25 protein-coding genes are annotated in these 25364 nt (G+C 31.6%); 5 read left to right on the forward strand and 20 right to left on the reverse strand.

Translation table 11 applies throughout. The annotated features are described in order from the left end of the window. Window positions 1-411 precede the first annotated feature (411 nt). Together QBK95_RS21230 and QBK95_RS21235 are read left to right on the forward strand one after the other, a co-directional pair. The gene (locus tag QBK95_RS21230; RefSeq protein WP_280936574.1) at window positions 412-1941 is read left to right on the forward strand and encodes a hypothetical protein; all 1530 of its coding nucleotides are present in this window, start codon (window positions 412-414) and stop codon (window positions 1939-1941) included. A gap of 56 nt (window positions 1942-1997) precedes the next feature. Then, entirely contained in the window at window positions 1998-2612 is a 615-nt protein-coding gene (locus tag QBK95_RS21235) for a TlpA family protein disulfide reductase (RefSeq protein ID WP_280936575.1), read from the forward strand. A 233-nt stretch (window positions 2613-2845) separates the two neighbouring features. Here QBK95_RS21235 and QBK95_RS21240 read toward each other — a convergent pair whose 3' ends face one another. Further along, window positions 2846-4825 carry a GEVED domain-containing protein gene (locus tag QBK95_RS21240; protein ID WP_280936576.1) on the reverse strand — a complete coding sequence of 660 codons (1980 nt, stop codon included), beginning with the start codon at window positions 4823-4825 and terminating at the stop codon, window positions 2846-2848. 192 nt (window positions 4826-5017) lie between these two features. Here QBK95_RS21240 and QBK95_RS21245 point away from each other — a divergent pair, with 192 nt between their 5' ends. Further along, on the forward strand, window positions 5018-5842 hold the full coding sequence (locus QBK95_RS21245) for a zinc metalloprotease (RefSeq protein ID WP_280936577.1): 825 nt from the start codon (window positions 5018-5020) through the stop codon (window positions 5840-5842). Between the two features lie 128 nt (window positions 5843-5970). On the opposite strand, the gene QBK95_RS21250 is transcribed toward QBK95_RS21245, so the two are convergent. The 17 genes from QBK95_RS21250 to QBK95_RS21330 form a co-directional block, all read right to left on the reverse strand. Beyond that, the gene (locus tag QBK95_RS21250) at window positions 5971-6702 is read right to left on the reverse strand and encodes a hypothetical protein (RefSeq protein ID WP_280936578.1); all 732 of its coding nucleotides are present in this window, start codon (window positions 6700-6702) and stop codon (window positions 5971-5973) included. 145 nt (window positions 6703-6847) lie between these two features. Further along, window positions 6848-9610, reverse strand: coding sequence for a M56 family metallopeptidase (locus tag QBK95_RS21255; protein ID WP_280936579.1), 2763 nt, complete (start codon window positions 9608-9610; stop codon window positions 6848-6850). Beyond that, complete coding sequence (locus tag QBK95_RS21260) at window positions 9610-9969, reverse strand: BlaI/MecI/CopY family transcriptional regulator (protein WP_280936580.1); 360 nt, start codon at window positions 9967-9969, stop codon at window positions 9610-9612. Before QBK95_RS21260 ends, QBK95_RS21255 begins: the two co-directional genes overlap by 1 nt. 152 nt (window positions 9970-10121) lie before the next feature. Then, entirely contained in the window at window positions 10122-11057 is a 936-nt protein-coding gene (locus QBK95_RS21265) for a pyridoxal-phosphate dependent enzyme (RefSeq protein ID WP_280936581.1), read from the reverse strand. 220 nt (window positions 11058-11277) lie between these two features. Next, window positions 11278-12396, reverse strand: coding sequence for an aminotransferase class I/II-fold pyridoxal phosphate-dependent enzyme (locus tag QBK95_RS21270; protein ID WP_280936582.1), 1119 nt, complete (start codon window positions 12394-12396; stop codon window positions 11278-11280). A gap of 6 nt (window positions 12397-12402) precedes the next feature. After that, complete coding sequence (locus QBK95_RS21275; RefSeq protein WP_280936583.1) at window positions 12403-13353, reverse strand: Rossmann-fold NAD(P)-binding domain-containing protein; 951 nt, start codon at window positions 13351-13353, stop codon at window positions 12403-12405. Continuing rightward, the gene (locus tag QBK95_RS21280; protein WP_280936584.1) at window positions 13337-14305 is read right to left on the reverse strand and encodes a pyridoxal-phosphate dependent enzyme; all 969 of its coding nucleotides are present in this window, start codon (window positions 14303-14305) and stop codon (window positions 13337-13339) included. Before QBK95_RS21280 ends, QBK95_RS21275 begins: the two co-directional genes overlap by 17 nt. Further along, a complete protein-coding gene (locus QBK95_RS21285) occupies window positions 14302-15783 on the reverse strand; it encodes a M28 family peptidase (RefSeq protein WP_280936585.1) in 1482 nt (493 codons plus the stop codon). Before QBK95_RS21285 ends, QBK95_RS21280 begins: the two co-directional genes overlap by 4 nt. 245 nt (window positions 15784-16028) lie before the next feature. Then, on the reverse strand, window positions 16029-16427 hold the full coding sequence (locus tag QBK95_RS21290; RefSeq protein ID WP_280936586.1) for a GlcG/HbpS family heme-binding protein: 399 nt from the start codon (window positions 16425-16427) through the stop codon (window positions 16029-16031). 172 nt (window positions 16428-16599) lie between these two features. Next, on the reverse strand, window positions 16600-17142 hold the full coding sequence (locus QBK95_RS21295; RefSeq protein WP_280936587.1) for a DUF4287 domain-containing protein: 543 nt from the start codon (window positions 17140-17142) through the stop codon (window positions 16600-16602). A 4-nt stretch (window positions 17143-17146) separates the two neighbouring features. Beyond that, entirely contained in the window at window positions 17147-17731 is a 585-nt protein-coding gene (locus tag QBK95_RS21300; RefSeq protein ID WP_280936588.1) for an SRPBCC domain-containing protein, read from the reverse strand. A 57-nt stretch (window positions 17732-17788) separates the two neighbouring features. Then, the gene (locus tag QBK95_RS21305) at window positions 17789-18619 is read right to left on the reverse strand and encodes a helix-turn-helix domain-containing protein (protein WP_280936589.1); all 831 of its coding nucleotides are present in this window, start codon (window positions 18617-18619) and stop codon (window positions 17789-17791) included. A gap of 89 nt (window positions 18620-18708) precedes the next feature. Beyond that, complete coding sequence (locus tag QBK95_RS21310; protein WP_280936590.1) at window positions 18709-19677, reverse strand: SMP-30/gluconolactonase/LRE family protein; 969 nt, start codon at window positions 19675-19677, stop codon at window positions 18709-18711. 238 nt (window positions 19678-19915) lie between these two features. Beyond that, window positions 19916-20269: a hypothetical protein gene (locus QBK95_RS21315; RefSeq protein ID WP_280936591.1), complete on the reverse strand. Its 354-nt coding sequence runs from the start codon at window positions 20267-20269 to the stop codon at window positions 19916-19918. 151 nt (window positions 20270-20420) lie between these two features. After that, complete coding sequence (locus QBK95_RS21320; RefSeq protein ID WP_280936592.1) at window positions 20421-20849, reverse strand: hypothetical protein; 429 nt, start codon at window positions 20847-20849, stop codon at window positions 20421-20423. Window positions 20850-21051: 202 nt separating this feature from the next. After that, on the reverse strand, window positions 21052-21642 hold the full coding sequence (locus QBK95_RS21325; protein WP_280936593.1) for a TlpA family protein disulfide reductase: 591 nt from the start codon (window positions 21640-21642) through the stop codon (window positions 21052-21054). 25 nt (window positions 21643-21667) lie between these two features. Beyond that, window positions 21668-22621, reverse strand: a complete 954-nt coding sequence (locus tag QBK95_RS21330; RefSeq protein ID WP_280936594.1) for a hypothetical protein — start codon at window positions 22619-22621, stop codon at window positions 21668-21670. A 358-nt stretch (window positions 22622-22979) separates the two neighbouring features. Between QBK95_RS21330 and QBK95_RS21335 the strand changes: the two genes are divergently transcribed. Together QBK95_RS21335 and QBK95_RS21340 are read left to right on the forward strand one after the other, a co-directional pair. Continuing rightward, a complete protein-coding gene (locus tag QBK95_RS21335) occupies window positions 22980-23786 on the forward strand; it encodes an RNA polymerase sigma factor (RefSeq protein ID WP_280936595.1) in 807 nt (268 codons plus the stop codon). A gap of 2 nt (window positions 23787-23788) precedes the next feature. Then, a complete protein-coding gene (locus QBK95_RS21340; RefSeq protein WP_280936596.1) occupies window positions 23789-24235 on the forward strand; it encodes a hypothetical protein in 447 nt (148 codons plus the stop codon). A gap of 183 nt (window positions 24236-24418) precedes the next feature. Here the strand turns inward: QBK95_RS21340 and QBK95_RS21345 are convergent, their stop codons facing one another. Both QBK95_RS21345 and QBK95_RS21350 read right to left on the reverse strand, forming a co-directional pair. Next, window positions 24419-24943, reverse strand: coding sequence for a DinB family protein (locus QBK95_RS21345; RefSeq protein ID WP_280936597.1), 525 nt, complete (start codon window positions 24941-24943; stop codon window positions 24419-24421). Window positions 24944-25043: 100 nt separating this feature from the next. Further along, window positions 25044-25334, reverse strand: coding sequence for a YdhR family protein (locus QBK95_RS21350; RefSeq protein ID WP_280936598.1), 291 nt, complete (start codon window positions 25332-25334; stop codon window positions 25044-25046). Window positions 25335-25364 lie beyond the last annotated feature (30 nt).

The following is a 25364-nucleotide window of genomic DNA, read 5'->3' on the forward strand; positions in this document are numbered from 1 at the left end:
TACAGTTATTCATACAATGCATATTTTGCAGTCTATCTTTATAGGCAATTGATTTCTTATTTTTTTATGAAATACATGAAACATCAATTATCACTCCTTAATCTTTAATGCATTGATGTTTTTATCCGTATACCTGTTATATTGTTTCGTCACTACAATTAATTAAATATTTCCGCTACTTAAGGGATATGTTGTGGTTTGTTTTCTCTCCTGTCTTCATTGAATGTTTCTAATTCTAACGACCTGAATTTGTATACTTTATAAGGATGTGTTTTTTGAATGTTTTAATTTTCTTTGACAAAACACTAACAACCATTAGTACATTGATTTTTGCAGTTAATACAATTAGAGGTGCTTAAAATGGGGTTTATTTATAGGTTTGATGAAAAATTAACACAAAATCTATGAATTATGAAATTTAGAAATTTTAAAAGTACAGTAACAAGATACTTTAAGAAAGTATCATTGATCGTATTAGTAGCCTCAGGCAGTTTTTTATTTAACAGTTGCCAACAGGATAGTATAGAAGAATTATCGTTGATCGAAGAGGCCGAAGAACTTTCTGTTAATGATGCTGTGAAATCAAAAAATTATTATTATGATGAATATGGGGAATTATCAGGTACCTCAGAAGGCCCGAATGATGTAGGTATCTCGTATAATGATGGTGTGTCTCCAATAGCATCAAAAGTAGAGCATTCTCGAGGTTACTACCGAAGAGTCGCTTTTTATCAGTATCGTGATTTCAAAGGAGCACAATGGGATATTTTTACTAAAAAACTATCTGAGAAACGTTATTTACCACTAGCTGCAAGAGATAAGGGGGTTCTTTCTGTAATTGTCGCACCTCGTTGTAATGCTAATATATATAATAAGGAGGGGAAAAGAATTGTTTGGTTAAATAATTCCTTAAGAAGTACACCCAAATTTAGTCGGTTATATTTAGATTCTTCTGATGGAAAACCTTGGACTTATGATTATGCGTGTGTGGCGAATACTCCACATGTAGGTGATGCCTATTCTGAAAAGAATTTTAGAGGAAATTCTTTACCGTTGTATGCGGATGAAGATTATGAATTTAGGCCACGATATATTTCAGGTTGGTATTATACCCCAATACAATCGGTTTCTATGAATGCCGTTAATCAAGATGGAGTATTGCTTTTAAAAGATCCAACTGATTTATCCCGTCCTGCTATTCATTTACATTCTAGAGAAGACGTTTCAGATATTGGACGCTTATCGGGTCGAAGAAATCTAAGAATTTATTTAAATCCTGACCCTAAAACTACACACTATTCTTTCCAAGAGTATAAAGGACAAAAGATTATTGATTTTTTACGTAGGAAGGATAACTATAAAGGAGGAAAAATATCAGTTACTAAAGCTCAATTAGGATGCTTATGTAAAGCAGTAGGAGATCAATGTGAAACAGTAAATGCGGATATATCTCTAGCTAGTAAGGGACTGGATATAGGTTGTCTTACTGCCATAGGTGTTTTTCGTAATTCAATCAAAAAAGCGTATACAACTACAACAGGAAAAGTAAAAGACATATATAATAACCTACGAGTTGAGACTGATCAAATCGTTAGAGATATGGAAATTGCGGAGGATGAAGGAGGTATTGAAGAACTCTCAGAGTTATCAATGGAAATGGCAGATTTGGGTACAGAGGCTGTTGCAGCTGCAGAAGAAACAGTACTTATAGGAGCAGAGACTGCTGAAGTGGCTGAAGTAGTAGCTGGTGCCTCAGTGGCTGTTGCTGCAACGACCCTAGTAGGATGTGCTCTAGGTGTACATATAACTTTAAAATCGGAATATACTCAAGATTGTAAGAATACAATAAATCATTGTAATTCTTCCGAATTTTATGGTAGGGTTACCGTAGTAAATGATTTTAGGATTACCAATAATGAATTGTGTAATGAAACTTTGTAACATAGTTTTAAATCAATAAAATAATTTGATTATAATAAAAATATAAAATTATCATTATGAAAAAATCAATTATAATAGGACTGTTTAGCATGCAGTTTCTAGTACTGACAGGAGTACTAACTTCTATCTACATATCTTATAAAAATAGTAACCGTATTGCATTTACAGAAAGTGTATTAGTAGATACAAAAGATAAACTACATAGTACTTTTAGTGTTATGGATGGTTTAGCAGAAGTTCAACAAGCAGAAGAAGAGGCAAGTAAACCTCTTGAATCTGGTATAAAAGCACCAGCCTTTGATTTACAGGATGAAAATCTAAAAAAGGTGTCACTAGCAGATTATAAGGGTAAAAAAACATTGCTGGTTTTTTCTCAGCCTAGTTGCCCTTATTGCATAGATTTTTACCCAGTCCTGAATACTTTTCAGGATAAGAAAGAAGATGTAAACGTAGTCATTATGCAATTAAATTCTGATGCCAAAGAAAATAAGAAGTATAAAAAGCAATATGGTATAGAAGTACCGATCCTGGCAGCTACGAATACTGAATTGGCAAATTATAAAATACGAACGACTCCAACTTCAGTATTATTGGATGAAAATGGTAAAGTGTATCGTACAGAAAATCCTACAACACTTGATGCGTTAGAAGCATTTGTAGAAGGAGAATAAGTAACTTATTATGAACTGAGTTGATTATTAATCACCATTAATTATAGGCATTGTAATTAGTGGTGATTTCTGTATTTATATTGGTGTATTATTTAATGAAATTGCCTGATTACCATTAAAAGGTGACGGTGATTTGCCAAGAGTTTCATTTAATTGAAGTGTTACATAGAAAAGGCTGTTAATCACATGTGATTAACAGCCTTTTTAATGATTAATTTAAATTTAGCGAATAATTATCTCTTCAAGAATTTCTTGATAACCGTTTGATTATCGGTATTAAATTGAACCAGATATAATCCGCTTTCTAGTGTTTGAATATTTATTTTACTAGAATTGCTTAAGGTTCCTTTTTTAACAACTTGCCCTATCATATTTGTAATTGAATATGTAATCTCATTAATGCTATTCAATGATACGTTAAGGGTGTTTCCTTTGGATGGGTTCGGATGTATACGAACGTCAAAGTTGCTTAGATCTTTTATTGTTCTTGCGGATCCACAAGGTCCCAAATTAGTCCAACCTCCATTTGCTCTTCTTTCATATAAAGCATTTCTATATACAACTTTGTCGCCTGCAACATATGTTAAAGAACTATCATATGCAGCTACTCCAGCGCATCTATCACCTCCTGTTGAGCAAGGAGTACACGATGAACCACCGCAATCTATTCCTGTTTCATCACCATTCTGAATACCATCTGAGCAGGTTGGCGTTGGCGGATTTCCAGTTCGTATGTTTACCGTATAATCTTCTACTTCACCATAATTAAAAGTTTCACAAGGTGTTGGTATACCATTATATTTCATTGATACACGCATTCTTGTAGCTCCTGTTGATGCGCTAGAAGGAACAGTGAAACTACCACTATTAGATGTATCTTGACTCGCAGCCTTCGACCAAACTAGTTCATTAGTAGCAAAAGTTCCATCATTGTTGTAATCGATCCAAACCCCATAACCTTCATTATAGACAGAACCAGTCCAAGTTGGAGTTACTGTTATTGTATATGAATTATTTGTTGATAAATCTGTAGATTTTGAAGTGAAATCTGTATAAGATGAAGCTCCAGAAGTATTATTAATAGTTCCTAATTGTACGCGACTAATGTGCTCGCCACTTGAGGTAGTACCTTTAGATTCGCAATATTGATTTCCTGTTTGACAAGGTGTACAAGATGAACCTCCACAATCTATTCCTGTTTCATCTCCATTTTGAATACCATCATCACAAGTTGGTTGGGTTACAGCTCCGCACTTATCCGAAAGAGCTAAACTCGATCTAACACCTCCTGAGAGTAGTACTGATCTCATTCTATTTTTTTGACCTTGAGTAAATAAGTTCATACATGAATCATCACTATAATCCATGTAATTTTGTACCATATCCCGTGATCCACAAGAATTGTGAGTAGTATTACAACCTGTATTAGAAGCATCAGATTCTGGTGTATCACTTACAAAATCATCCACTCCGCAACCACCATCGCCCCATATATGACGAAGGTTTAGGAAATGACCAACTTCATGTGTTGTTGTACGCCCTAAGTTAAACGGTGCTGTAGCTGTACCTATTTTTCCGAAATATTTATATCCCATAACCACACCATCTGTTGCAGGATTACCTCCAGGAAATTGCGCAAAACCTAAAAGATTATTAAAACCTGGTGCAGAAAGTTTTGGACATACCCACATGTTTAGGTATTGTGTGGTATCCCAAGGATTAACCCCTCCAGAAGATAATTTCTTCATGTCGTTATTGGCACCTGATCCCCAATCTTCTCGAGTAACTTGTTTTCTGGTAATTCCGTTTGTACTATTTCCATTAGGATCTATGGTAGCTAAACAAAATTCGATTTGTGTATCTGATGCTTGTGACCAGACATTATTTGCATCACTATTTGTACGTCTAAAATCCTCATTTAAAACTTCCATTTGTGATTGTATTTGAGCATCGCTAATATTTTCTGTTGCGTTTCTATAAAGTATATGTATCACAACAGGAATTGTAATAATATCTCCCTGAATACTTTTAGATGTTTCTAGTTCTTTTACCTTTTCTTGAGTAAAAGCTTCAATTTTTGCCATGCGTTCTGATAGGCCTTTGTCGAGTTTCATCCTATTTTCTAAATCTTCCATAACAGCACAGTTTCTGTCTTGTGTAAATACTGTTACCGAAAAAAGAATACAAAATAGTAGTGTAAGTGTATTTTTCATAATACTAAATAAATTTGTAAGTAGTTAGCTTATATTTAATAATTGATCAATAATATTGATTAATTATCAACTATTTAACTATTTGATAGTTAATATGTTAATTAAGTGTATTTTGTATTATGATCTGCTAATATGGTATTGATTGCACCTTAAATTATTAGGTAATTTTCTAATAACTTAAAAACTAACATTATGTTACAACACAAATTCAAACTCATTTTAGTTTTGTTAACTATCTTATTATCTTTTAGTTGCCAAAATGAAGATTTAAATCAAGAAGATTTATATCAAGAAAAACAGACATTATCTAAAGAAGCAACATCCACTTTAGATTTCTTAGTAGAACAGGGGTATTCTTCTGAAAACCTTACACCAGATTTTGAACGAAAATCGTTTATCTATGGAGGTGATATTGCATTTCCTTTTGAACTTAAGGGTAATCTGGATAAAAACCGACCTAGCGATGCAAAAAACCAGTGGTATCGTATTGGTAATGGAGTTTATTATAGTAATTCAAGAGATATTACTTATTACATAGAAAGAAACTTTCCAAGACAGTTTGAATATGAGTTTTCTTGGGCTGCTTATCATTGGAGTCGCATAAGTCCTAATATTAATATAAGAAGGACCTATACCAGATCACGGGCAGATATACTTGTTGGTGCTTGGTACCAGACTAATACTAATGCTTGGGCACGAGCTGCATTACCAGATGGTAGAGGAAATGTAGGTTCATGGTTAAATATAAATACAGCTAAGGATCACGAGGGTTCTTCTGGGGAGTCTACTATGGCTCTGTTAATACATGAATTAGGACATAACCTTGGTTATTTGCATTCAGATCAAACTGAAGGAGAATTGATACCAGGTACAAGAGGTGTATCGTATCATAGAGCTAATAACTGTGGTTCTGTCATGAAAAGTAGTGTATATGTATGTAACTGGAGATTAAGTTCAACACCTGGTTGGTCTAGTGATGATAGAAGAGCAATCGATTGGGCTTATCAATTGTATTAATTCTTCTGATGTTATAAAATGCTAATAATGTCGAATACGTATTAAAAACTGCTAGTCAAATGTGATTAGCAGTTTTTTTAATGATAATATCTAATTATTTTCAGAACGATTAGCGAAGATATTACTTTTCATCCTTTAGTGATATTAAAGCTATTCCTAGAACGTTCAATAAATGAATCTCGAATGGATCTAGCTTCTTCATCACTGATTGAATTTTCATATTGTTCTAAGGTGTATCCAGTAGTTTTATAAAGCATTTCTTGATAAAAAATAATAATCTCGTTTTTTCTGTCTTTACTTGCTAATCCAACAAAGCGAGACATCATAAATTGATTTTCAATTAGATATCCTTTTTCTTCTAGAAACTTCCTTGTTTTAGCACCTTCGCTGTTCGGGTTTTCTAAAGCTGACTTTTTACTATCATAAAACCAGGTATTATGACGATACTTATTATCACCAATAAAGTCTGCAGTACTGAAGTTGTAATTATAGATTAAATCGTTCTCAGGTAAAAAACCTTCGAACTGAATAATGAAAAGCTTATTTATAGATCGGTTTTTATCCATCGAAGCAAATACATAGCGTTCACCAGCCGCAACAGGTTTTCCTTGTAGATCCTCTGAATATTCATCAGAAGAAGCTATTATTTCAAAATCAAATTTACCTATATACTGAAATTCATTATTAACGTCAATTTCAATTTCTGGATACTCGTTTGAAATTACCGTATTACCCTTAACAGATCTTGTTAAAAGTTGTTCAGATGAGACTTCTTGCCCTTCATTTTTAGTTTCTTTCTTTTTAGACTCGCAACCTAAAAATATTACTAAAACCATTAGTAAAATATATACATGTTTCATTTTAATAATTTTAAAAAATTCATGCTTTAGTAAACTTGAATATGTATAAAAAAGCTACTAATCGTATAAAACTAGTAGCTTTTTAATGATTGATGAATGTACTTAATCTAAGTACTTAGTTGTTGGCTAGTTTTTTTATAAATACTTAAAAATGAATTTTTATTCTAATTGCTTGTTCAAGAGAAATGTTCTCGTCCTGATCTTTTAAGGATTTCACGAACTCTGGACTTACATTATGAATCTTAAGACTCATAGCTTGATCCGCAGTAATATTTTTGTAGCCTAAATCTTCAAATGGTTTTACAAATTCTGGACTTACATTATGAATTTTGAAAGATATAATATCATCTAATGGTAGATTACCAAATCTAGTTTTCTTAAATTTTTTGATGTAATCTGGTGATACGTTATGAATTTTTAGAGACATTAAATCATCGATATCAAGGTTGTTATATCCAATTTTTACATATTCTGATGCAGTATCTGGAGATACATTATGTGTTTTTAAAGACATAGCTTCCTCCAGAGAAACGTTTTTATATCCCGCTTTTTTGAAGGACTCAATAAATTCTGGTGTAACATTGTGAATTTTTAATCCAACTACTTTGTCTAGAGAAATGTTCTTATAACCTGCTTGATGATATTTTCTAATAAAATCGGGTGTTACATTATGAATTTTTAACGAAATTATATCATCTACTGAGGCATTTTCGTACCCAAGTGCTTTAAATTGTTTTATAAAATCACCAGGTGTTTGTTGTATTTGCTGACTCCTTTTACCTGCATTATTGGTAGAACTTGACTGACTGTTATGGTTATGCTTCGTATTTCCAACCTGACCTGGACTTACATTATGTATTTTTAATTTAATAGCTTCTTTTAATGAAAGATTAGTTTGCCCAGCTTTTTTATAAGACTCTATTAGATCAGCAGTCACATTATGAATTTTTAGATTTTTGGCTTCCTTTAATGTAATATTAGGGTATCCAACTTTCTTAAAACTATTGATAAATGATGGCGTTACATTATGTATTTTTAAATTCTGAGCTTCTTTTAACGTAATGTTCTTGTATCCCATATTTTGATATGACTGAACATACTGAGGTGTAACATTATGTATCTTTAGATTTTGTGCTTCTTTGGCAGAGATGTTAGTGTATCCTTCTTTTTTGAAATTTGCAATAAATTCTGGAGATACATTATGAATCTTTAATCGCATATAATCATTTAATGACATTTTTTTATATCCATTATCGGTATACGATTTAATAAATTCTGAAGATAAATTATGGATTTTGGCCTTTGTAATTTCCTTTAATGTTGTTTTTTGTCCGTTCACTTTATTAATAAACTTGATATAAGAAACATCAACATCAAATAAGTTTAGTTTACTTACTTCTCGCATTGTATAGTCATTATATCCTAACTTAGAAAGCTCTTTTCGATACATCTTTAATTTTTCGAGAGAAAGTCCTTTATGGATAATATCTTCAAAATCATCCTGACTTAAAGAAAGATTCTCTTGCTTAAGGTATACTAAATACTGATTGTCAAAATCTGTAAGAAAACAATGAACCAGCTCTTCATTATCTGCCGTAAATCCTTGCTTGGATAAAGCATTGCTAAAACTTGAATTAGGAACAAAAGTATACCTTCCATCTCCTAGTCCATCCTGAAACTCTCCAACATACGTCATGGATCCAGCATCTCTGGTGATTTCTAACTTTTGTTTATCTCCAGTAGGAAAACCAGCAAAGAAAGAGGGTTCATAACATCTCGTGATGGACCAAAAACTTCTTTTTAAAGGTTCAGCACTTCTGTACATAATACATAATTTTCCTCCTCCAACTTCTGCATCCCAAACACCTTTAGTAAAATCGTTCTTGAACTTTGATTCTTTGTCTTTAAAATGTTTTTCGGTAAGAGTGTTTAATTCGTTGAGGTAAGATTCATCAATTTCAGCAATTGAGGTATCTACGCTGACTGGATTAAATGATAATACAGTCAAGGCCAGTAATGGAATAATGATTAGGTATTTCCATGCTGATTTTGCAGTCGATTTTTTAGAATTCATCATAATTATTCGTTTTTTGAGAAATGATTGATTGTAACTTGTTGCCAATCCTGTTGGCATATCTGGAGTAGATACTTTTAAAAGATTCATTTGATAAATCTCTTTGTCTTCACCTACTGTAAGCATACTATTATCAGTAAGATATTCTAGATTATTATCAATAGCTTTTCTATATAACCAGGCAAATGGGTTAAACCATTGCACGGTGACTAGAAACTCTGCAATTAGCATATCTAAACTGTGTTTACCAGTAATATGCAATTGCTCGTGCTTAAGAATTTGTAAATATGTATCTGGATTATATTGATTAGGGTTTATAAATATTCTATTCCAAAAAGAGTAAGGAGCGTGATTAGTGTCGGTTTCTACAATTTTATAGATATCAGCTTCTATAGTTTGATACTTGATCATTCTATATAATAAAACACTTAACTGGATTAAAAAATTAACCCCAAAAGCCATAACACCTAATATATAGATATAAATGATTATTGATTTCCAGTCTAAAGCAATAATAGAAGGAGTAATAGTATTGGCGATATTTTCTGATATTGTTGGAGTAGTGTTCTCAGAAATATTAGGTTGTGTTTCATCTTCAATAATAGAAGTTTCAGCTGTTTCGGTGGTAATAATTTCAGCTTCGGGTTTCTGAAAAATTGTAGTTCTAAAAGATACGTTTTCTGGTACTGAGATATACGGTATAGAAAATGATACCAGGATCAAAGAAAGTAAAACCCACCTGTTTAGGTTATAAAATGTTTCTTTAGAAAGGAATAATCTGTATATAAGATACGATAAGCCTATAAGTGCTGCACTGTAGATGATGTAAGCCATTACTTATTGTTTTTAATGAGTTTGATGATTTCTTCTAATTCCTCAGTATTGATTTTTTCTTCTTTGGCAAAGAACTTAACCAAAGCTAGCGGTGAATTATCAAAGTAGTTATTGACTACCTCTCCTAAAACATCCTTCTGATAGTCATTTTTTGATATCAAAGGATAGTATTGAAAACTATTACCAAATGCCTTGTGGCTTATAAATCCTTTTTCTTCTAAAATTTTTACAATAGTGGCAGTAGTATTATAATGAGGTTTAGGATCTGGTAGTTCTTCAATGATTTCTTTTATAAAAGCTTTTTCAAGTTTCCATAAACTCTGCATAATCTGTTCTTCTCTTTTAGCTAACTTTTGCATGATCTTGAAATTTGATAGAACAAACATACTCCTAATTAATTAGTTTTACAACTAATAAGTTAGTAGTTTAACTAATTAATTAGGAGAAATAAAGCTTAAGTCCTTTGTTTAAAGAGGTTTGAGTTGTTGTTAAAAATATATTAAAAGTATTTTTAGAAAGGTAAATTTCCAAGATCTACATTACCTCCAGATAAAATAAGTCCTATTTTTTTTCTTTTAAATCGTTCTTTTTCTCTTAATAATGCAGCTAAAGGAACTGCGCATGAAGGTTCGATCACTATTTTCATTCGTTCCCAAATCAATTGCATAGCCGATATAATTTCTTTTTCATCCACTCTAATGATTTCCGAAACATGTTTCTTTATGATAGGAAATGTAATATCACCCAAAGGCATTTTGAGTCCATCGGCAACCGTATTGGTGGTTTCATTAATCTCTAGTCTACCACTTTGTAATGCACGATAAGCATCATCTACTTCAAAAGGTTCTCCACCTATTACAGTACAATTGCTACTAAAAAAACTGGCTGCTAATGCAGTACCTGCAATTAACCCACCACCACCTACTGGAGCGAACAGATATTCTATATTAGGATAATCTTCTAATAATTCTAAGGCAGCAGTTCCTTGTCCTAGAATTACTTGAGAATCGTTGTAAGGATGTAAAAAAGTAGCTCCTTTCTCTTGTTGTATTTTTTTTGCAGTCTCTTCACGATCTTTATGAGTAGGAGGACATTCTGTAATTTGACCATCATATGCCGCAACTGCATCTTTTTTTACTTGTGGGGCATTAGAAGGCATCACAATGTATGCTTTAATACCTAAACTTTGAGCAGCAAGAGATAATGCTTGCGCAAAATTACCGGACGAATGTGTTACTACTCCTTTAGATTTTTGTTCATCAGATAACTGTAAAATCGCATGTGTTGCACCACGCATTTTAAAAGCTCCCATTCGTTGAAAATTCTCGCATTTAAAATATAATTCTGCACCAGAAATCTGATTAAGAAGACGTGAAGTTAATACAGGAGTTTTATGAATGTAGGGCTTGATTTTTTTGTGGCAATCAGTAAGATCTTGTGCTGTCATAACCAGAATTAATTTTCGAACTTTAAAAATAAGTTATTTGTACATAATTCTGAAAACAGACTATATCTTTTGACAAATTTAAATTTCGGGTAATCAAAATAAAAAACCCGATAGGCTATATATAGGCTATCGGGTCGTATGAACAAAGTAATTATATGCTGCAATAGCACATAGACATTATCAACTCATAGTAAAGGTTTGAGTGCTAGTTCTTACGTTCTTATACATTAAAACGTTCTTTAAGAGCTTGTTTTATTCTCTCTAATCCTTCCAGAATATATTTTTTACGTTCACCAATACCAATTCTAAAATGATGATCAATACCATAACAATCCCCTGCTAAAATGAATACACTTTTTTCTGTACGAAGCCATTCTGCCAATTCTGTTGAATTAATATCGATGTTATATTTAATAAATAACATTCCGCCACCTTTTGGAGCGACATATTCGAATACATCTCCATATTGGTCTAACCATTCTTTAACAGCAATTAGATTTTCGTTAAGCATAGTCCTGTTTCGGGTTAGAATTTCTTGGCGCTTTTCAGGACGTAATGCGATCTCACCAATGTAGTGACTCATGATGCCTGCCGTAATAGAAGTATAATCGTGATAAGCCCAAGTATCGGCAATAAGATTTTCTGGACCTACGAGCCATCCTAATCGTAATCCTGGTAAGGCGTATGCTTTAGATAATCCACCATTAACCATTACTTTATCATACATTCCGATAAAACTTTCTATAGTATTTCCATCGAGTTCTGCACCTCTATATACTTCATCACAGTACACCCAAGCATCAACACTTTTAGCGATAGCTACAATTTCTTGCATTTCATCAGTAGTAAGTGTATATCCTGTTGGGTTATTAGGATTACATATTGCAATCATTTTGGTCTTAGAGGTAACAAGCGATTTTAGCTCTGCAATATCTGGTTTCCATTGATTTTCTTCCCTTAAATGAAATGCTTTAGGAATACATCCCATTTCTTCTGCAATCCCCCATATTTGCATATAATTGGGAACCATCATAATGACTTCATCTCCTTTTTCTAATAAAGTATGACACGCAATAAAATTAGCTTCTGAAGATCCATTCGTAACCAATACATTTTCTTCATGAGCTCCATTGTATAATGCACTAATTCGCTGTCTTAAAGGAATTGATCCATTTGTTTGACCATATCCTAAAACAGTATTAGTTAATGTATTAATTTGATCTTTATTTAGTAATTCAGTAAGTGTATATGGATGAAAACCACTTTCAGTTAGATTATAATCTACAGTGTTTTCAAATAATGACTGTACTCTTTCTAGTTCAAAAATTGGAATATTCATAGTCTTTTAATTTTTATTATAGTTCATATATACTGCCTTTGCGATCATAATATCTTGTACAGCTACTCCTGTAAGATCGGTTACAGTAATTTGTTGATCGTGCATTCGTTGTAATGAGGTATCCTGAATAGCGGTTCCTAGTTCAACGATTTTTTTGTTAGTAATAGCATCTGTTTTTCTTGCATGATATATTTCTCCTCTCGTTTTACTCTGCGGAATGCTATCCGCAATAATTAGATCCGCATTTTTAAGCAATTCACTATCTAGCTCTTGTTTATCCTCAGTATCAGAACCAACAGCTGTAATATGGGTGCCAGATTGAATATCCTGTGCCATAAGAAGTGGAGTAGTGGCAGGAGTAGTAGTAACAATGAGATTACAATTTCTGGCAATTTCTGTTATGTTAGTAGCAATATGAAAATCATATATATCACCCATTTCGGAGATATAGGTATGTACTTTATCCATATTCCTTCCCCATACCCAAACTGTTTTACAAGGAGTATGTTTTTGTAGATATTGCAATTGCAATCTGGCTTGAATACCTGTACCCACAATTCCTATTGCTTTTATATTTTTTGGTGCGAAATATTTTGCTGCTACTGCTCCAGCCGCCGCAGTTCTAATATCTGTTAGATATCCTTCATCTAGTAATACAGCTACTAATTGACCAGTTTTTTGATTAAATAATAACATCAATCCTTGACTAGAAGGAATTCCTAATGCTGGGTTATCATAAAAACCAGAAGCAATTTTAATTACATAATACTCATCATTTTTGATGTATCCATATTTGATATGTGCTTCTCCTTTTGGTTTTTCAAAAAGTAATTCGCCGACTGGTGGCACAATAGTATTGCCATTACTGTATTGAATAAAACCTTCCTCAATTGCAGAAACGATATCGATATCTTTTACAATTGATTGTATTTCTTGTATGTTAATAACAGTTGCCATAAGTATTCAAAATTTCTGTTAATAAAGGAGTGTTTATTTTTTTTCCTGTTAACACTAAAACCACATTTTGGTTAGCATATTTTTTGGTGTTTAATATTGTAGAAACTGATAAAGCACTTGCTGGTTCTATGATAGTTTGATGATACTTTATCATAAATGCTATTGCTTTTTTTAAAGGTTCTTCTTCTGAAAGTTCGAAGTTTTTTATCAAACTTTTACAAATAGTATATGTAATAGCATCTTCTTCAATTCCGCCAGCAGTAGCATCAGAAATTGTTTCTACAGTACTTGGAGGTAAAATATGACCTTGTTTTACTGAAAAGTACATTTCTGCAGCATTTATAGGTTGACATCCAATAACATCTATTTTGTTATGCGTTTTAAAATAAGAAGCAATTCCAGAAATTAACCCACCACCGCCAATAGGGACTAAGATAGCATCTACTTCTGGTAATTGATTTTCAATTTCAAACCCAATAGTACCTTGCCCAGATATGATAGCAGCATCGTTATAAGGATGAATTAGAATACCATTTGTTTTCTTAGCATAAATGCTAGCTTTTGTCTCAGTTTCGACGCTATTTTTACCATAAAAAACCTTTTTAATGTTTTTGTAATGACGTAATGCTTTTAATTTAGATTCATTAATGTTTTTTGGTAAAAACAACGTGCCTTGAAACCCAAATTTTTCGGAAGCATAACAAAATGCAGCAGCATGATTACCAGTAGATGCTGCTACAAATGGTGTGTCCATTTTCTTTTTATCAATATGATGTATCTTGTTTAGAACACCACGGATTTTAAAAGATCCTGTATGTTGTAATTGCTCCATTTTTAAATAAACCTTAGCTCCAGAAATGTTGCTTAATTCTGGAGAGAATACCATAGGTGTTTGGTAAACATCGTGTTTAATATTCTGATAAGCTGTTTTTATATCTAAAGGAGTTATCATTTGCTTGAAACAGGAAAGTTTTGATCTATTTTAGTAATGGACTTTTGTATGAGATCATATACTTTTATATAAAATTCGGGATTTATGTTTTCGAAATCATCTGTAGCTTTATGGTAATCAGCGTGATCTTCTTCACTGAAGGTAATATTAGGAATTCCTTTCTCAAAAAAGGATCCATTATCAGAGGAGTACATCCAGTAATCTTTGGTACTGTCTTCTGGATCATCATGACCATATGAAACCTTTAAATCACTGGTTGCAGCAATTTTTTCTATGATTGGTTTGAACTGGGGATATGGAAAAGTACCCACTACATAAATTTCATTCTTATCGTTGCGACTAATCATATCAAAATTTATATTCAGTTTAATCTCTTCGATAGGAATAGGAGGGTTGTTTACAAAATGTTTAGAACCAAATAGACCTTGTTCTTCAGCATCAAAAGCAACAAATATTATAGAGTAATCAGGTTGATTCTTAGCGTAATATTTTGCAAGACATAATAAGGCTGCAGTTCCAGAGGCATTATCATCAGCACCATTGTAAATTTCATTATTGATGATTCCTAAATGATCATAATGTGCTCCAATGACGATATATTTGTTTTTATGAACCTTACCAGGTATATACCCCATAATATTTGTCCCTCGTCCTTCTTTTTTGGTTCTTTCATTATTAAAAACAAACGGAGTACTGTAATTCTCTCGAAACTTATGAAGACCTATGTCCGAAAAATAAGTCTTAATGAGTTCTTGTGTTTCATTATTTGCACCAGTTCCTCTTCCTTTAAAATCATCAGAGGCTAGTTTTTTTTGAATATCTAATAATTCGATATTCTTTTGAGAAGATGTAAAAACTTGATATGTATTGATTTCTTCTGCAGTCATCCAGTGGATGTCATTTGCAGGAGCTGCTTCTAATGTATACCAATAAAATTCTTCGGGGATATTTATTTCTTTATAATAGTTAAGATATTTATCGTGTTCTTCATGATCTCTAGGAAAATCTAAAGCAACAGCATCTTCTCCAGCCCAAGAATGTACTCCTAATTTAGCGCTATGATGTGCATTTCTTTTTGTTCCAGCAAGAAACATATCGGTACCACCAGAGGCTACCATTCCATGTTTTGGTATGTAGGTGTTAATTCCTTGTTTTTTTATTTCTAATGATGCCAGAAGGTTGATGTCATCATCAATAGAACCAGGAACTTCTTCCATAACGATTGTCGTTAATGACGGATTGGCACTTAATACTTCTTTAATATCTTTTAGCGTATTAGAGTAAATGACACCTGTCATGTATATGGTATCCTTTGATTTTTGATTTTCTTTGAAATAGAATTTGGCAACTTGATCTCCCTCTAATGTCAACATTATTTTTTGTCCAATAGCAGAGCTAAATAATAGCGAAGGAAAGAACATTATGGCCCCGAATACCGCTAAGATGATTACTATCAAAATAATTACAATTTTTTTCATAAGTATGTTTTTATAATTTTAGGATAGATGTATAAAAAAAACCTCTATACACCACACCAACAAAAAGTTAGTTAAGGTATACAGAGGTTTTCTGTAAAAGAATCAAACTTATTTCCCCGATGTCTTCCTTACGTTAGGAGATAAGTAGGCAATCTATAAGAGATTACTGAAATTCTACTGATGCTAAATTATATAAATAATTTTTACTATCGACATTTATTTTGAATAATCTATAACATTTTTTGTTATAATGCAGTGGCACCAGCTTCTGCTACTGCATGATCATTTTCTACAGTACTACCACTTACTCCAATTGCACCTATAATTTCATCGTTTTCGTTTTTTATAGGAACTCCACCTGGGAAAGTTATAAGTCCTCCATTAGAATGTTCTATATTATATAAGGAACCTCCAGGTTGAGATAATTCTCCGATGATACCAGTATTCATATCAAAGAAGCGAGCGGTTTTTGCTTTTTTTAATGAAATATCCAGTGAACCTAACCAGGCTCCATCCATACGAGCAAAAGCGACTAGATTTGCTCCAGAATCAACTACGGAGATATTCATTTTGGTATTTAAGACGATCGATTTTTTTTTGGCAGCAGCAATGATTTTTTCTGCTTGTTCTAATGTAATGTTCATGTGAATTTTGTTTTAAGAATATAAATAATCGGTGGCAATATCTTGATTAATTCATATTATGAGATGAATTATATCATAAATAAAATATAAAGTTTAAAACTACCTTTTACTGTTATTTATATAAAACAATGTATGAATACATTAACTGTAACTTGAGGGTAGAATAGGTTTACTATTCTGCCATGTGATATGCTTCTTTTAACCATTCTTCAAGTTCAGTATCTATTTGGTCAATGGATGTTAATTGTACTCTATGCGTACACATAGTGCCAAAAGGACCAGAATTTTGTAAGCGCGCTGTAGTAGGTTTACCTTTTAGTTTTAATCCAAGATCAATTCTGGATTTGGTAGCAGGTTTTATCAATGCAAATTGTTTTTTTCTGATGATACTTACACTTGTTTTTTTTGGAGTTTTCATAACATCGGTTCCAAAAGCTTCTACAACAGTAAGAAGTTTTTGATAGATAGGGATGAGACTTTCTTTGCCTTTGTATTGATTAGTTACCAAATCATCAGGAGTATCATTGGATTCCTTGGATAAAGTTACGATGGTATTGGCAAACCCGTGCGTTACTCCATGTGTTTCTTTTAAAAATTTCACAGCTTCTCCATGTTTTGCAAATGGATTGTCTTTTAAAATCAGTTTCCATTGATCTAATGATTTACCTGTTTTTTCAGGCATATTGTTGATCATAGTTTGTAGTGCTTGGTCCATAGTGTTAGTATTTTGTGATTTCTCCCTTTTCGAGATACGCGATTAATTGTTGATATGACATTTCATTTCCAGAAATAAAGAACTTCATTAAAGATCGATATTTAGGGTTGTTTTTATATCCAATTCCGTAAGAAGTAATCTTAGTTGTTTTGTCGGTTAATGGATCAAAATAAATAATATTATAGAGGTCCTTTTGATCTTTTTTAATGAAACCTGGAAAGTTACCTGTCAGTTCTGCTTGTAAAGTGATTAATTTTTTAGGAATATAGTTCACTACATGTAGGTTTATCGTTGTACTATCTCCAATCTTTCCATTTTTGTTGTAGTTAGTTCGTATGGTTCCATTAATCTTGAAATTAACTTCAGCTATTGCCACTGCCCAACTTTCCCAACCTTTCTTAGTTGTATAGGCATTCCATACAGCATCTAAAGGCACTTTAACAATAAACTCCTGAATGAGCATGAGCTCTTTTTTATTTGTCGAATCAACTGTAGAAATAATTCTTTTCTCTGTTTGTACGGTTGCATCTTGCGAAAAAATAAGCAAACCAGGGAAGATCATTATTATTATAAATACTACTTTTTTCATTGCATATATATTTTAAAGCGAATTACTAAAAAGAAAATGAATGATTATAGTAAAAAATTAACCTTCTCTATCTAAAGGGAAAAAATTAGGCTCATCTTTGTTAAACTCTTCTTTGATAAATTCCTTAGGATTAAAACCTGAAAAATGTTTAAACTCTTTTATGAAATGAGATTGATCAGCATATCCACATTGATATGCTACCTGAGACCACGATATCGTTTCTTTTTGTTGGATTTGTTGCAGAATTTCGTTGAATCTAAGGATACGATGGTAATACTTAGGTGTCAAACCAACATATTTTTTAAACTGACTTATTAAGTGCTTCTGAGTATGTGGGTAGCTTTCCACTATTTTGTTAAAATTAGCTACAGGTTCCTGTTGTAATTTTTTTATTATTGCGAGTATTTCTTCAGGAGGAGTCTTAGCGTTATCAAATCGATCGGTTAACCACTTTTCTGCTATCAAGAATTTTTCTTGGGATGTTTCTTGTTTCTGGATTACTTCTCTAAGTTCTAAAAAATCTTTTCCAAAAACCTCTTCTACTAACACCACCTTTTCGTTTAATTCCTCTATTGGGAAATGAAAAAAAGGAAATGTTCCAAATGGCTTAAATTGAATGACAAACATTTCGGATTTTTGATGAGCAGAGATAGAAATATAATTTTTATGCATTCCAGATATCCAAGCTTTTGTATATGTCCCGTTTGGTTTTAATGTAACATTGTCGAATGTGTTCCTTGGAATATCGTCTAACTCGAATATGATAAATACATGTCCTGTCGGTACGACACGTTCTATAGAGTGATCTGGTATAAAATCCTTAAAATGAAATATGGATTCAATATATTGACTTATTGGAGTATTTAATGTGTGAGTTTCGAATATCATATCTGAATTATATTTTTGTTTGCGAACTAAAAATTAAAGCATTGATGTACATCGTTTTCTAAATAGCATTATCTTTTTATAAAAGGCAATTAATTATAATCACCAGCGCCAACAGCAGCAATTTGTACCTCAAGAATTGCAGTATCAATACATATGTAAAGAATATTATTCTCAGGTCCTCCAAAACAAAAATTAGCAACTCCATCAGCTAGAATTTCACCAAGTAAAACCCCTTTTGGACTATATACTTTAATTCCTGTAGCACAAGATGAATATACTCTACCTTCAGTATCTGTTTTTAATCCATCTGGAATTCCAGGAGTAACTACAGTAAATAAACGTTCATTACACAAAAACCGACCATCCATAATATCATACACTTTAATATGATGAGGCATATCAACATTATAAGGAGAATCATCTCCTTGTATAGCAGCACTATCATTAATATACATCTTATCTTGATCAGGAGAAAAAGCAAGTCCATTAGGTCGCTTAAAAGAATCAGCAACAACATCAATTTGTTGTGTGTCGGGATCAAAACGATATACATAGTTACCCACTAGTGGAGTAGGCCTAAAACCTTGTGCATAACCATAAGCAGGGTCTGTAAACCAGATACTTCCATCATCTCTTTTAACAACTACATCATTTGTGGAGTTGAATGGTAATCCGAACCATTCATCTACTAACATTTTTGGAGTTGATTCTCCTATTATTAGTTTGCTAATTCCTCCTTTAGAGGTTTTAGTTCCTTGCTCACAAATCAAAAGATTGTGATCCAGATCCATGGTCATTCCGTTTGCCATATTACTAAAATCTTGAACGGTCACTATCTTATTATTTTCATCTAAACAGACCTTTTGAATAGACACTTTTTTAGAGCCTTCTATAGGTGCATTAATGGATTCTGGTACTGCGGTATAATATAGTTCGTTAGTTTCTCTAAAATATACAGGACCTTCATGCGCATTGGTTTCAACTAATGTTTGATAATTATATTGGTTTCCGATTACTGAGCTAAAATTTTTATGGTAAGAGATAAAAGTAGGCTTCATTGTTTTTGATATTTTTTAGGTTTTTAAGGATATTGTAGTGAATAATAATGTATTCTTTAGTAGAAGCTATTGTAATTACAACAAACATCTTCTCTATGATTATTTACGAAAAGTTTATCTAAGAACCGTTGAGGTAAGGTGTTCAAGATTTTTTTCTAAGAGAATCTGATATTGTAAGACTTCAGTAATTTAGGATTTCTATAAAAATAATAATTATTTAATAAGCTTAAATTAATTGTTATTCCAGTTTTGTTTTTTTTACGTATTTCCAAAACATGTATACAGCTACAATTAGATTTATGCCTAAAAACAGTGTTCCGAAAATCAGTAATTTCATAAAGTTTTCGTTTGATTCAGGAAATTCGGATAATTCAGAAATTAAAGCAAGTACCATATAGAGATTCAATACGATAAACAAAGATGCAATGATCAGACCGATGGTTAGCTTTTTATAAATTGTTTGATATACTAAAATCGTTAGTAATATAATAGCGATAGGATTAAATAAATTCGAAGTCAAAAACCAATAATAAAGTGTAGCGCAGATTAAATATATTTCTGGACTTAAAAAAATAATATCTTTCGTTTTCATATACTTTCGGGTGTATGTTATTTATTCTATAATGTCTAAATCAACGAATTCTTGAATTTTTCTACATAATTGTAATTGCCTGTATGGTTTGTTTTTTTTTGGGATTTATAGGCCTATTTTATTAAGGTGGTTACCAATAACTACTTTTCATTTAGGCATTAAATCGGATCATTGTTATAAAAATCAATATTAATGTCAATATGCCAATTGCGGTTGTAAATCTTCCAACTTTCTTTGATTTAGTCCATCCAGATAATGAAATCATTGTTGATAGTGAGAAAAGCCCAATCATAAAAGTAATTACTCCAATTATTCTAGCAATTTGAAAATCATCTACTGATACATTCTTAATATATCCACCAGACGTTGTTGTCATTACTATATGTACCATAGTAAAAACGGTTACAAGAAAACAACCAGCAGATAAAGTTGCAGATTTCAAAATTAGATTAAACAGTTTATTATTTTTATCGGATACCAATAAATTTGCTACAACAGTAATTGAAAACCCGCTTAATAAAGAACTAATTAAAAGAGTTTGTTTTGCTAATTCATTCCAATATTCTAATGTGATTTCCATTTAAGCGTTAATATGTTTTAATTACAAGCAATGGTTAATGTATTTATTACAGCTAAGAAAATTGTTATCTAATGACTTATATTTTCTATTCGGATTTTATCTTTTTTCTGTATTAAAATTACTGAATCTTTATAAAAATACAATAACCAATCGATTTATCACTTGGTCATTAAGATACATAAGTTGTGTTTCACTATATGTTTTAGTTTAAATACTTTTTTATTTCCATTTCAAATTCAGGTTTACTAGGTCTTAAATCAGAATTACTTAGGATTTTACCTGTTGGAGAAATAATTACATATTTCGGAATTCCTATTAATATCATTTCTTTATTTTCCGTGGTATGTTTTGAATAAAGTAAAGAAAATAACGGTTTGTTTTCTTGCATTCCGAACCAATAATTTTTTCCTTTCCAACTTTTTTCAAGAACATAATTTTTCCAATCCGAAAAATCTTCATCTATAGAAATCGAAATAAATTCGGCATTAGCACTTTTGTATTTCTCAGCAATATCCTTAAACAATGGAGCCTCTTGAAGACACGGTGCACACCAAGTAGCCCAAAAATCTATTACCAATAGTTTACCTTTAAAAGATTCAATTTCGGTTATTGAGTTGTCAACAGCTTTTATTTGACCATTTGGGCTTTTTTTTCCTTCTGAAACGATAGCCATTCGTTCCTTTTTGGTAAGGGAAGAAATGTTTGTTTGTTCAGGTTGTGTTTTAGTGGTTTTAGGATTATCGTTACAGGAGTAACAGACTAAAGTTAATATTGTTAAAATTCGTAGTTTCATTTTAGTTAAATGTTGTAATGTAACTTTAGTCATTGTAAATCAATTCGATAATGGTTTTATCTATTCTTTTTCCTTTTTCTTTATCAATATTAATAATTGATTCTCTTATTGTTTCAATTCTGTATGGGACACCAGGATTGTAATAATATTCAAAAGTGTTTTTGTCATTAATCTCAAAAACTGCAGTTTTAAGAGCTTTTTTTATTCCCTTATCATCAAGTTTCATTTTTTTAAAAGCTTGCTTTAATATTTCTTTTGTATCATTCGGATCCAAACTCATTTCTTGCTTAACAACGCAGAAACCTTTTTCGAAATCTACACTTTCAAAATATAACTTAGCTTTCGCTTTTATAGGATTTCCTCCAAACATATTTGGTAACTCCTCATCATAAAGCAAAGGCTCTGTAATATCATATTCTAAGCCCATTGGAAAATGAAAATATTGCAATTCTTTTAATACCAGTTGTTCAACCCCTTGTTTAGAGCTGTAAATTTGTTTAAATGGTTGCATTGCAGTTTTTAAAGCATCTTTTTCCTTTTCATCTTTATCTCCTAGAACATTAACTATATCATCAAACATACTGCTCATAGTTTCTCCAACCTCTTTCCAATTCAAGATTTCAATTAAATCACCAACTTCCGAAGTTTTATATTTAATTTCTGTTATTTTATATTTGGAGAGTTTGTCTAGAAGGTTTTCTGGTATTTTATAAGTATTTCCTAAATCATTTTCATAACTCCATTTTATAATATAAGAATTCTCTGTAGAGTCAATTACAGTAAAGTTAGCAATGTAATCTTGCTTTTGATCTTTAGTTAGTTTACCTTCTTTCCATTGTTGTTTTATTTTTGAGACCTTAAAATTATAACTATCTCCAATTGACCAATAAGAAACAAAAGCAACTTTTGTTGAATCAATTTGACTGAATAAATTTGTTGAGATGGTCAATATAATAGTTAAGCATAAAATTTTCTTCATCCTTGTTTTTTTAATATCTTATAATGTTTAATAGTAAGTGTCGTTACAGTCCAAAATGTTACCTCGCTTTTATTTTTTTTCATTTTCTTTTTTTCATTTTCTATTGAGTTTATTGCTAACATCTTGGAGAAGAAACTTGGAGTAGAGGATACGCAGTACCTGTTGAATTATTACTAAGCTAACAATACTTTTTTCTTTTTCTAAAATATCAAATTTAAAATTTGACGACATCATAAAGAAAAACTAACTTTTAAATTAAACACTCAATTGTTTTATGTTTTTATACATTGTTAAGTGCGGTTTTTTTGCGTTCTGATTGTCACACTTCGTATCTTTTCCTTGTCTAATTAACAGAGATATGGGAGATACTTTAGAAACTTTGGTAAAAAAAGCAAACTTAGGCGATAGAAATGCGTTGGAATTGGTAGTCTTAAAAACCAAAGATTACGTTTATAATCTATCATTAAAAATGTTACTTTATCCCGAAGATGCTGAAGACGCAACCCAAGAAATACTTATCAAGGTCATAACTCATTTGAGTACTTTCAATTATAGAAGCAAGTTTATGACTTGGATTTACCGAGTTGCAACTAATTATTTATTAACCTATAAAAGTCAAAAAAACAAAGAGTTTGCAATGCCTTTTGATGATTATGCAAACCTAATAGATACAGGTCAATCAGATACAATTAGATATTCGACCAACGAAGGTGAGCTTTCTCTTTTGGAAGAAGAAGTAAAGGTAAGTTGTACTCAAGGTCTATTGCTTTGTTTGAATTCTGTTGATAGAATGGTTTACATTTTGTCCGAAATTCTAGAGTTTAATAGTGTTGAAGGTTCTCAAATAATGGAAATAACTGCTGAGAATTTTAGAAAAAAATTATCGCGTTCAAGAACTAAAATCCGAAATTTTTTAAATAATAAATGTGGGCTTGCAAACCCTAAAAACCCTTGTCGTTGTAATAAGAAAATTGATTTTCTAATTGAACAAAAAATTATAAACTCTAAAGATCTAAGATTCGCAGGCTTTTCTCAACGTAGTATCGATTTGGTTGGGAAATTAAGTGAATTAGAGAAATCTATAGCGATTTATCGCTCCGTTCCGCAAGCCGAAGCTCCAATGAGAATTTTCAATAATATAAAACAAACATTAGCACTAGATTAAATATGGACGTCGAAAAAATCAACTTCAAGCACTTTATTATTATTACACTTTTGACAAGTATTTGGATTAACATTTCTGAGGTTTTTAGGTATTTCGTACTTGTGATGCCACGTGTAAAATCTTTTTTTGATGATAAGCAAGGAGTAGCAGATATGGATTTTGGAATTTTTACCATTTGGGGAGTTTGGGATACTCTTTTGACAAGTATTCTAGTTTTTGTTTTTTGGTTGTATTCGAAAAGTTTTGGTAATTCTAATCGGTCGGCTTTTATTTCGGGGACGATAGTTTGGTTCGCCGTTTTCGTTATTTTTTGGGTTGCAACAGCGAATATGGGATTATCAGAATGGAAAATTCTATGGATTGTACTACCATTAAGTTGGTTAGAAATGGTAGTAGGTGCTTGGATTGCATCTAGACTTTATAAAAAATACAAGAAAGGCTATATCTAAGATAGTAGATATTCAAATTATGAAGTAGTACTTTCTGTTATTCATTTTTCAGATACTATTTCCTTTCCGTTACTATGTTCACCATTTGCAGGCATAGTAACAATTCTGGCTAAACATCTTGTTGCTAAGCAGACGTAGTATTGTATGATATGTATTTTGATTATAATAGGTTTAGGGTGAGATTCAATAATTCGATTTCAAAATGTTATAATGATGCTCAGTATGATAAACTGTCCAAATTACTATTTCTCTGATAGTCATTCTTCCCATAAGAGGGTGAGGAAGGAGATAAGTATCTAAATCATCTTCAGTCCATTTTTGAAACTTTTTAATTAGTTTCATTTTTTCTTTTTCTAATTTGGAGATATAAGAAGTTTTATTGCTGAGCGTAATTGTTGGCATATTTCTGGATATGTTAGCAACCACGCCTGGATTATTGGTTAGTTTATCCTGATATTTTTTGACAACCTGTTGATATGTGCGATTGTCTCTATTATTGATTCCAAATTTATATTTCAGATAAAACTTAGGGAGTAATAAGGCTTTGTTTAATGCCTTTTCGCTTTGAATCAAATGAACGATGTGTTCACCAGTATTCCATTTATCTTGAGGGCCTTTGGTCCAATTTTGATCTGGATGATTTTTTAGCCATTGATATAATGTTTGATGCCTTAAGTTTAAGGCATCGATTACTTCTGATTTTGTCATAGTTTGAAATTTAAACTTGATTTATAGCTTTTGCTCTAATAAAAGAGTATCCAATAATAGTTACTTCTATTCTTCAATTCGTAATAGTTTTTACGAATGTCTACTTGTCTCTTAATTTAAAAATAATATCCATGATTTCGGTATTAGGAACTTCATTAATAGCATAGGCAGATGGTATACTTTTGGCTAAATCAGATTCTTGGTAACTTTGTTGAGATTGTAAAGAATCCCAGACATATACACCTCCATACTCTCCTTCTTCACTTGTTTTTATATAGTATTTTTGTAAAAGCCCAGGAATAGATTTAAAATTAGATTCTCGTTCCTTTGCTCTTTTTAATAATTCCTCTTCTGGTAAATCTGATTTTAACTTAATAATTTGTAATATCATAAGAACTAAATTTTGATTTTTAAAGTTGTA

It is taken from the genome of Aquimarina mycalae (genome assembly GCF_029906345.1).
GTDB lineage: Bacteria > Bacteroidota > Bacteroidia > Flavobacteriales > Flavobacteriaceae > Aquimarina.

Excerpts from the sequence above, each read along its gene's own strand:
- QBK95_RS21275 (WP_280936583.1), bottom strand. The coding sequence starts at position 13,353 with ATGGCAACTGTTATTAACATACAAGAAATACAATCAATTGTAAAAGAT.
- QBK95_RS21305 (WP_280936589.1), bottom strand. The coding sequence starts at position 18,619 with ATGATATTCGAAACTCACACATTAAATACTCCAATAAGTCAATATATT.
- QBK95_RS21240 (WP_280936576.1), bottom strand. The coding sequence starts at position 4,825 with ATGAAAAATACACTTACACTACTATTTTGTATTCTTTTTTCGGTAACA.
- QBK95_RS21340 (WP_280936596.1), top strand. The coding sequence starts at position 23,789 with ATGGACGTCGAAAAAATCAACTTCAAGCACTTTATTATTATTACACTT.
- QBK95_RS21335 (WP_280936595.1), top strand. The coding sequence starts at position 22,980 with ATGGGAGATACTTTAGAAACTTTGGTAAAAAAAGCAAACTTAGGCGAT.
- QBK95_RS21285 (WP_280936585.1), bottom strand. The coding sequence starts at position 15,783 with ATGAAAAAAATTGTAATTATTTTGATAGTAATCATCTTAGCGGTATTC.
- QBK95_RS21235 (WP_280936575.1), top strand. The coding sequence starts at position 1,998 with ATGAAAAAATCAATTATAATAGGACTGTTTAGCATGCAGTTTCTAGTA.
- QBK95_RS21325 (WP_280936593.1), bottom strand. The coding sequence starts at position 21,642 with ATGAAACTACGAATTTTAACAATATTAACTTTAGTCTGTTACTCCTGT.
- QBK95_RS21315 (WP_280936591.1), bottom strand. The coding sequence starts at position 20,269 with ATGAAAACGAAAGATATTATTTTTTTAAGTCCAGAAATATATTTAATC.
- QBK95_RS21230 (WP_280936574.1), top strand. The coding sequence starts at position 412 with ATGAAATTTAGAAATTTTAAAAGTACAGTAACAAGATACTTTAAGAAA.
- QBK95_RS21280 (WP_280936584.1), bottom strand. The coding sequence starts at position 14,305 with ATGATAACTCCTTTAGATATAAAAACAGCTTATCAGAATATTAAACAC.
- QBK95_RS21290 (WP_280936586.1), bottom strand. The coding sequence starts at position 16,427 with ATGAACATTACATTAGAACAAGCAGAAAAAATCATTGCTGCTGCCAAA.
- QBK95_RS21310 (WP_280936590.1), bottom strand. The coding sequence starts at position 19,677 with ATGAAGCCTACTTTTATCTCTTACCATAAAAATTTTAGCTCAGTAATC.
- QBK95_RS21260 (WP_280936580.1), bottom strand. The coding sequence starts at position 9,969 with ATGCAAAAGTTAGCTAAAAGAGAAGAACAGATTATGCAGAGTTTATGG.
- QBK95_RS21350 (WP_280936598.1), bottom strand. The coding sequence starts at position 25,334 with ATGATATTACAAATTATTAAGTTAAAATCAGATTTACCAGAAGAGGAA.
- QBK95_RS21345 (WP_280936597.1), bottom strand. The coding sequence starts at position 24,943 with ATGACAAAATCAGAAGTAATCGATGCCTTAAACTTAAGGCATCAAACA.
- QBK95_RS21245 (WP_280936577.1), top strand. The coding sequence starts at position 5,018 with ATGTTACAACACAAATTCAAACTCATTTTAGTTTTGTTAACTATCTTA.
- QBK95_RS21255 (WP_280936579.1), bottom strand. The coding sequence starts at position 9,610 with ATGGCTTACATCATCTACAGTGCAGCACTTATAGGCTTATCGTATCTT.
- QBK95_RS21320 (WP_280936592.1), bottom strand. The coding sequence starts at position 20,849 with ATGGAAATCACATTAGAATATTGGAATGAATTAGCAAAACAAACTCTT.
- QBK95_RS21250 (WP_280936578.1), bottom strand. The coding sequence starts at position 6,702 with ATGAAACATGTATATATTTTACTAATGGTTTTAGTAATATTTTTAGGT.
- QBK95_RS21330 (WP_280936594.1), bottom strand. The coding sequence starts at position 22,621 with ATGAAGAAAATTTTATGCTTAACTATTATATTGACCATCTCAACAAAT.
- QBK95_RS21295 (WP_280936587.1), bottom strand. The coding sequence starts at position 17,142 with ATGGACCAAGCACTACAAACTATGATCAACAATATGCCTGAAAAAACA.
- QBK95_RS21265 (WP_280936581.1), bottom strand. The coding sequence starts at position 11,057 with ATGACAGCACAAGATCTTACTGATTGCCACAAAAAAATCAAGCCCTAC.
- QBK95_RS21300 (WP_280936588.1), bottom strand. The coding sequence starts at position 17,731 with ATGAAAAAAGTAGTATTTATAATAATAATGATCTTCCCTGGTTTGCTT.
- QBK95_RS21270 (WP_280936582.1), bottom strand. The coding sequence starts at position 12,396 with ATGAATATTCCAATTTTTGAACTAGAAAGAGTACAGTCATTATTTGAA.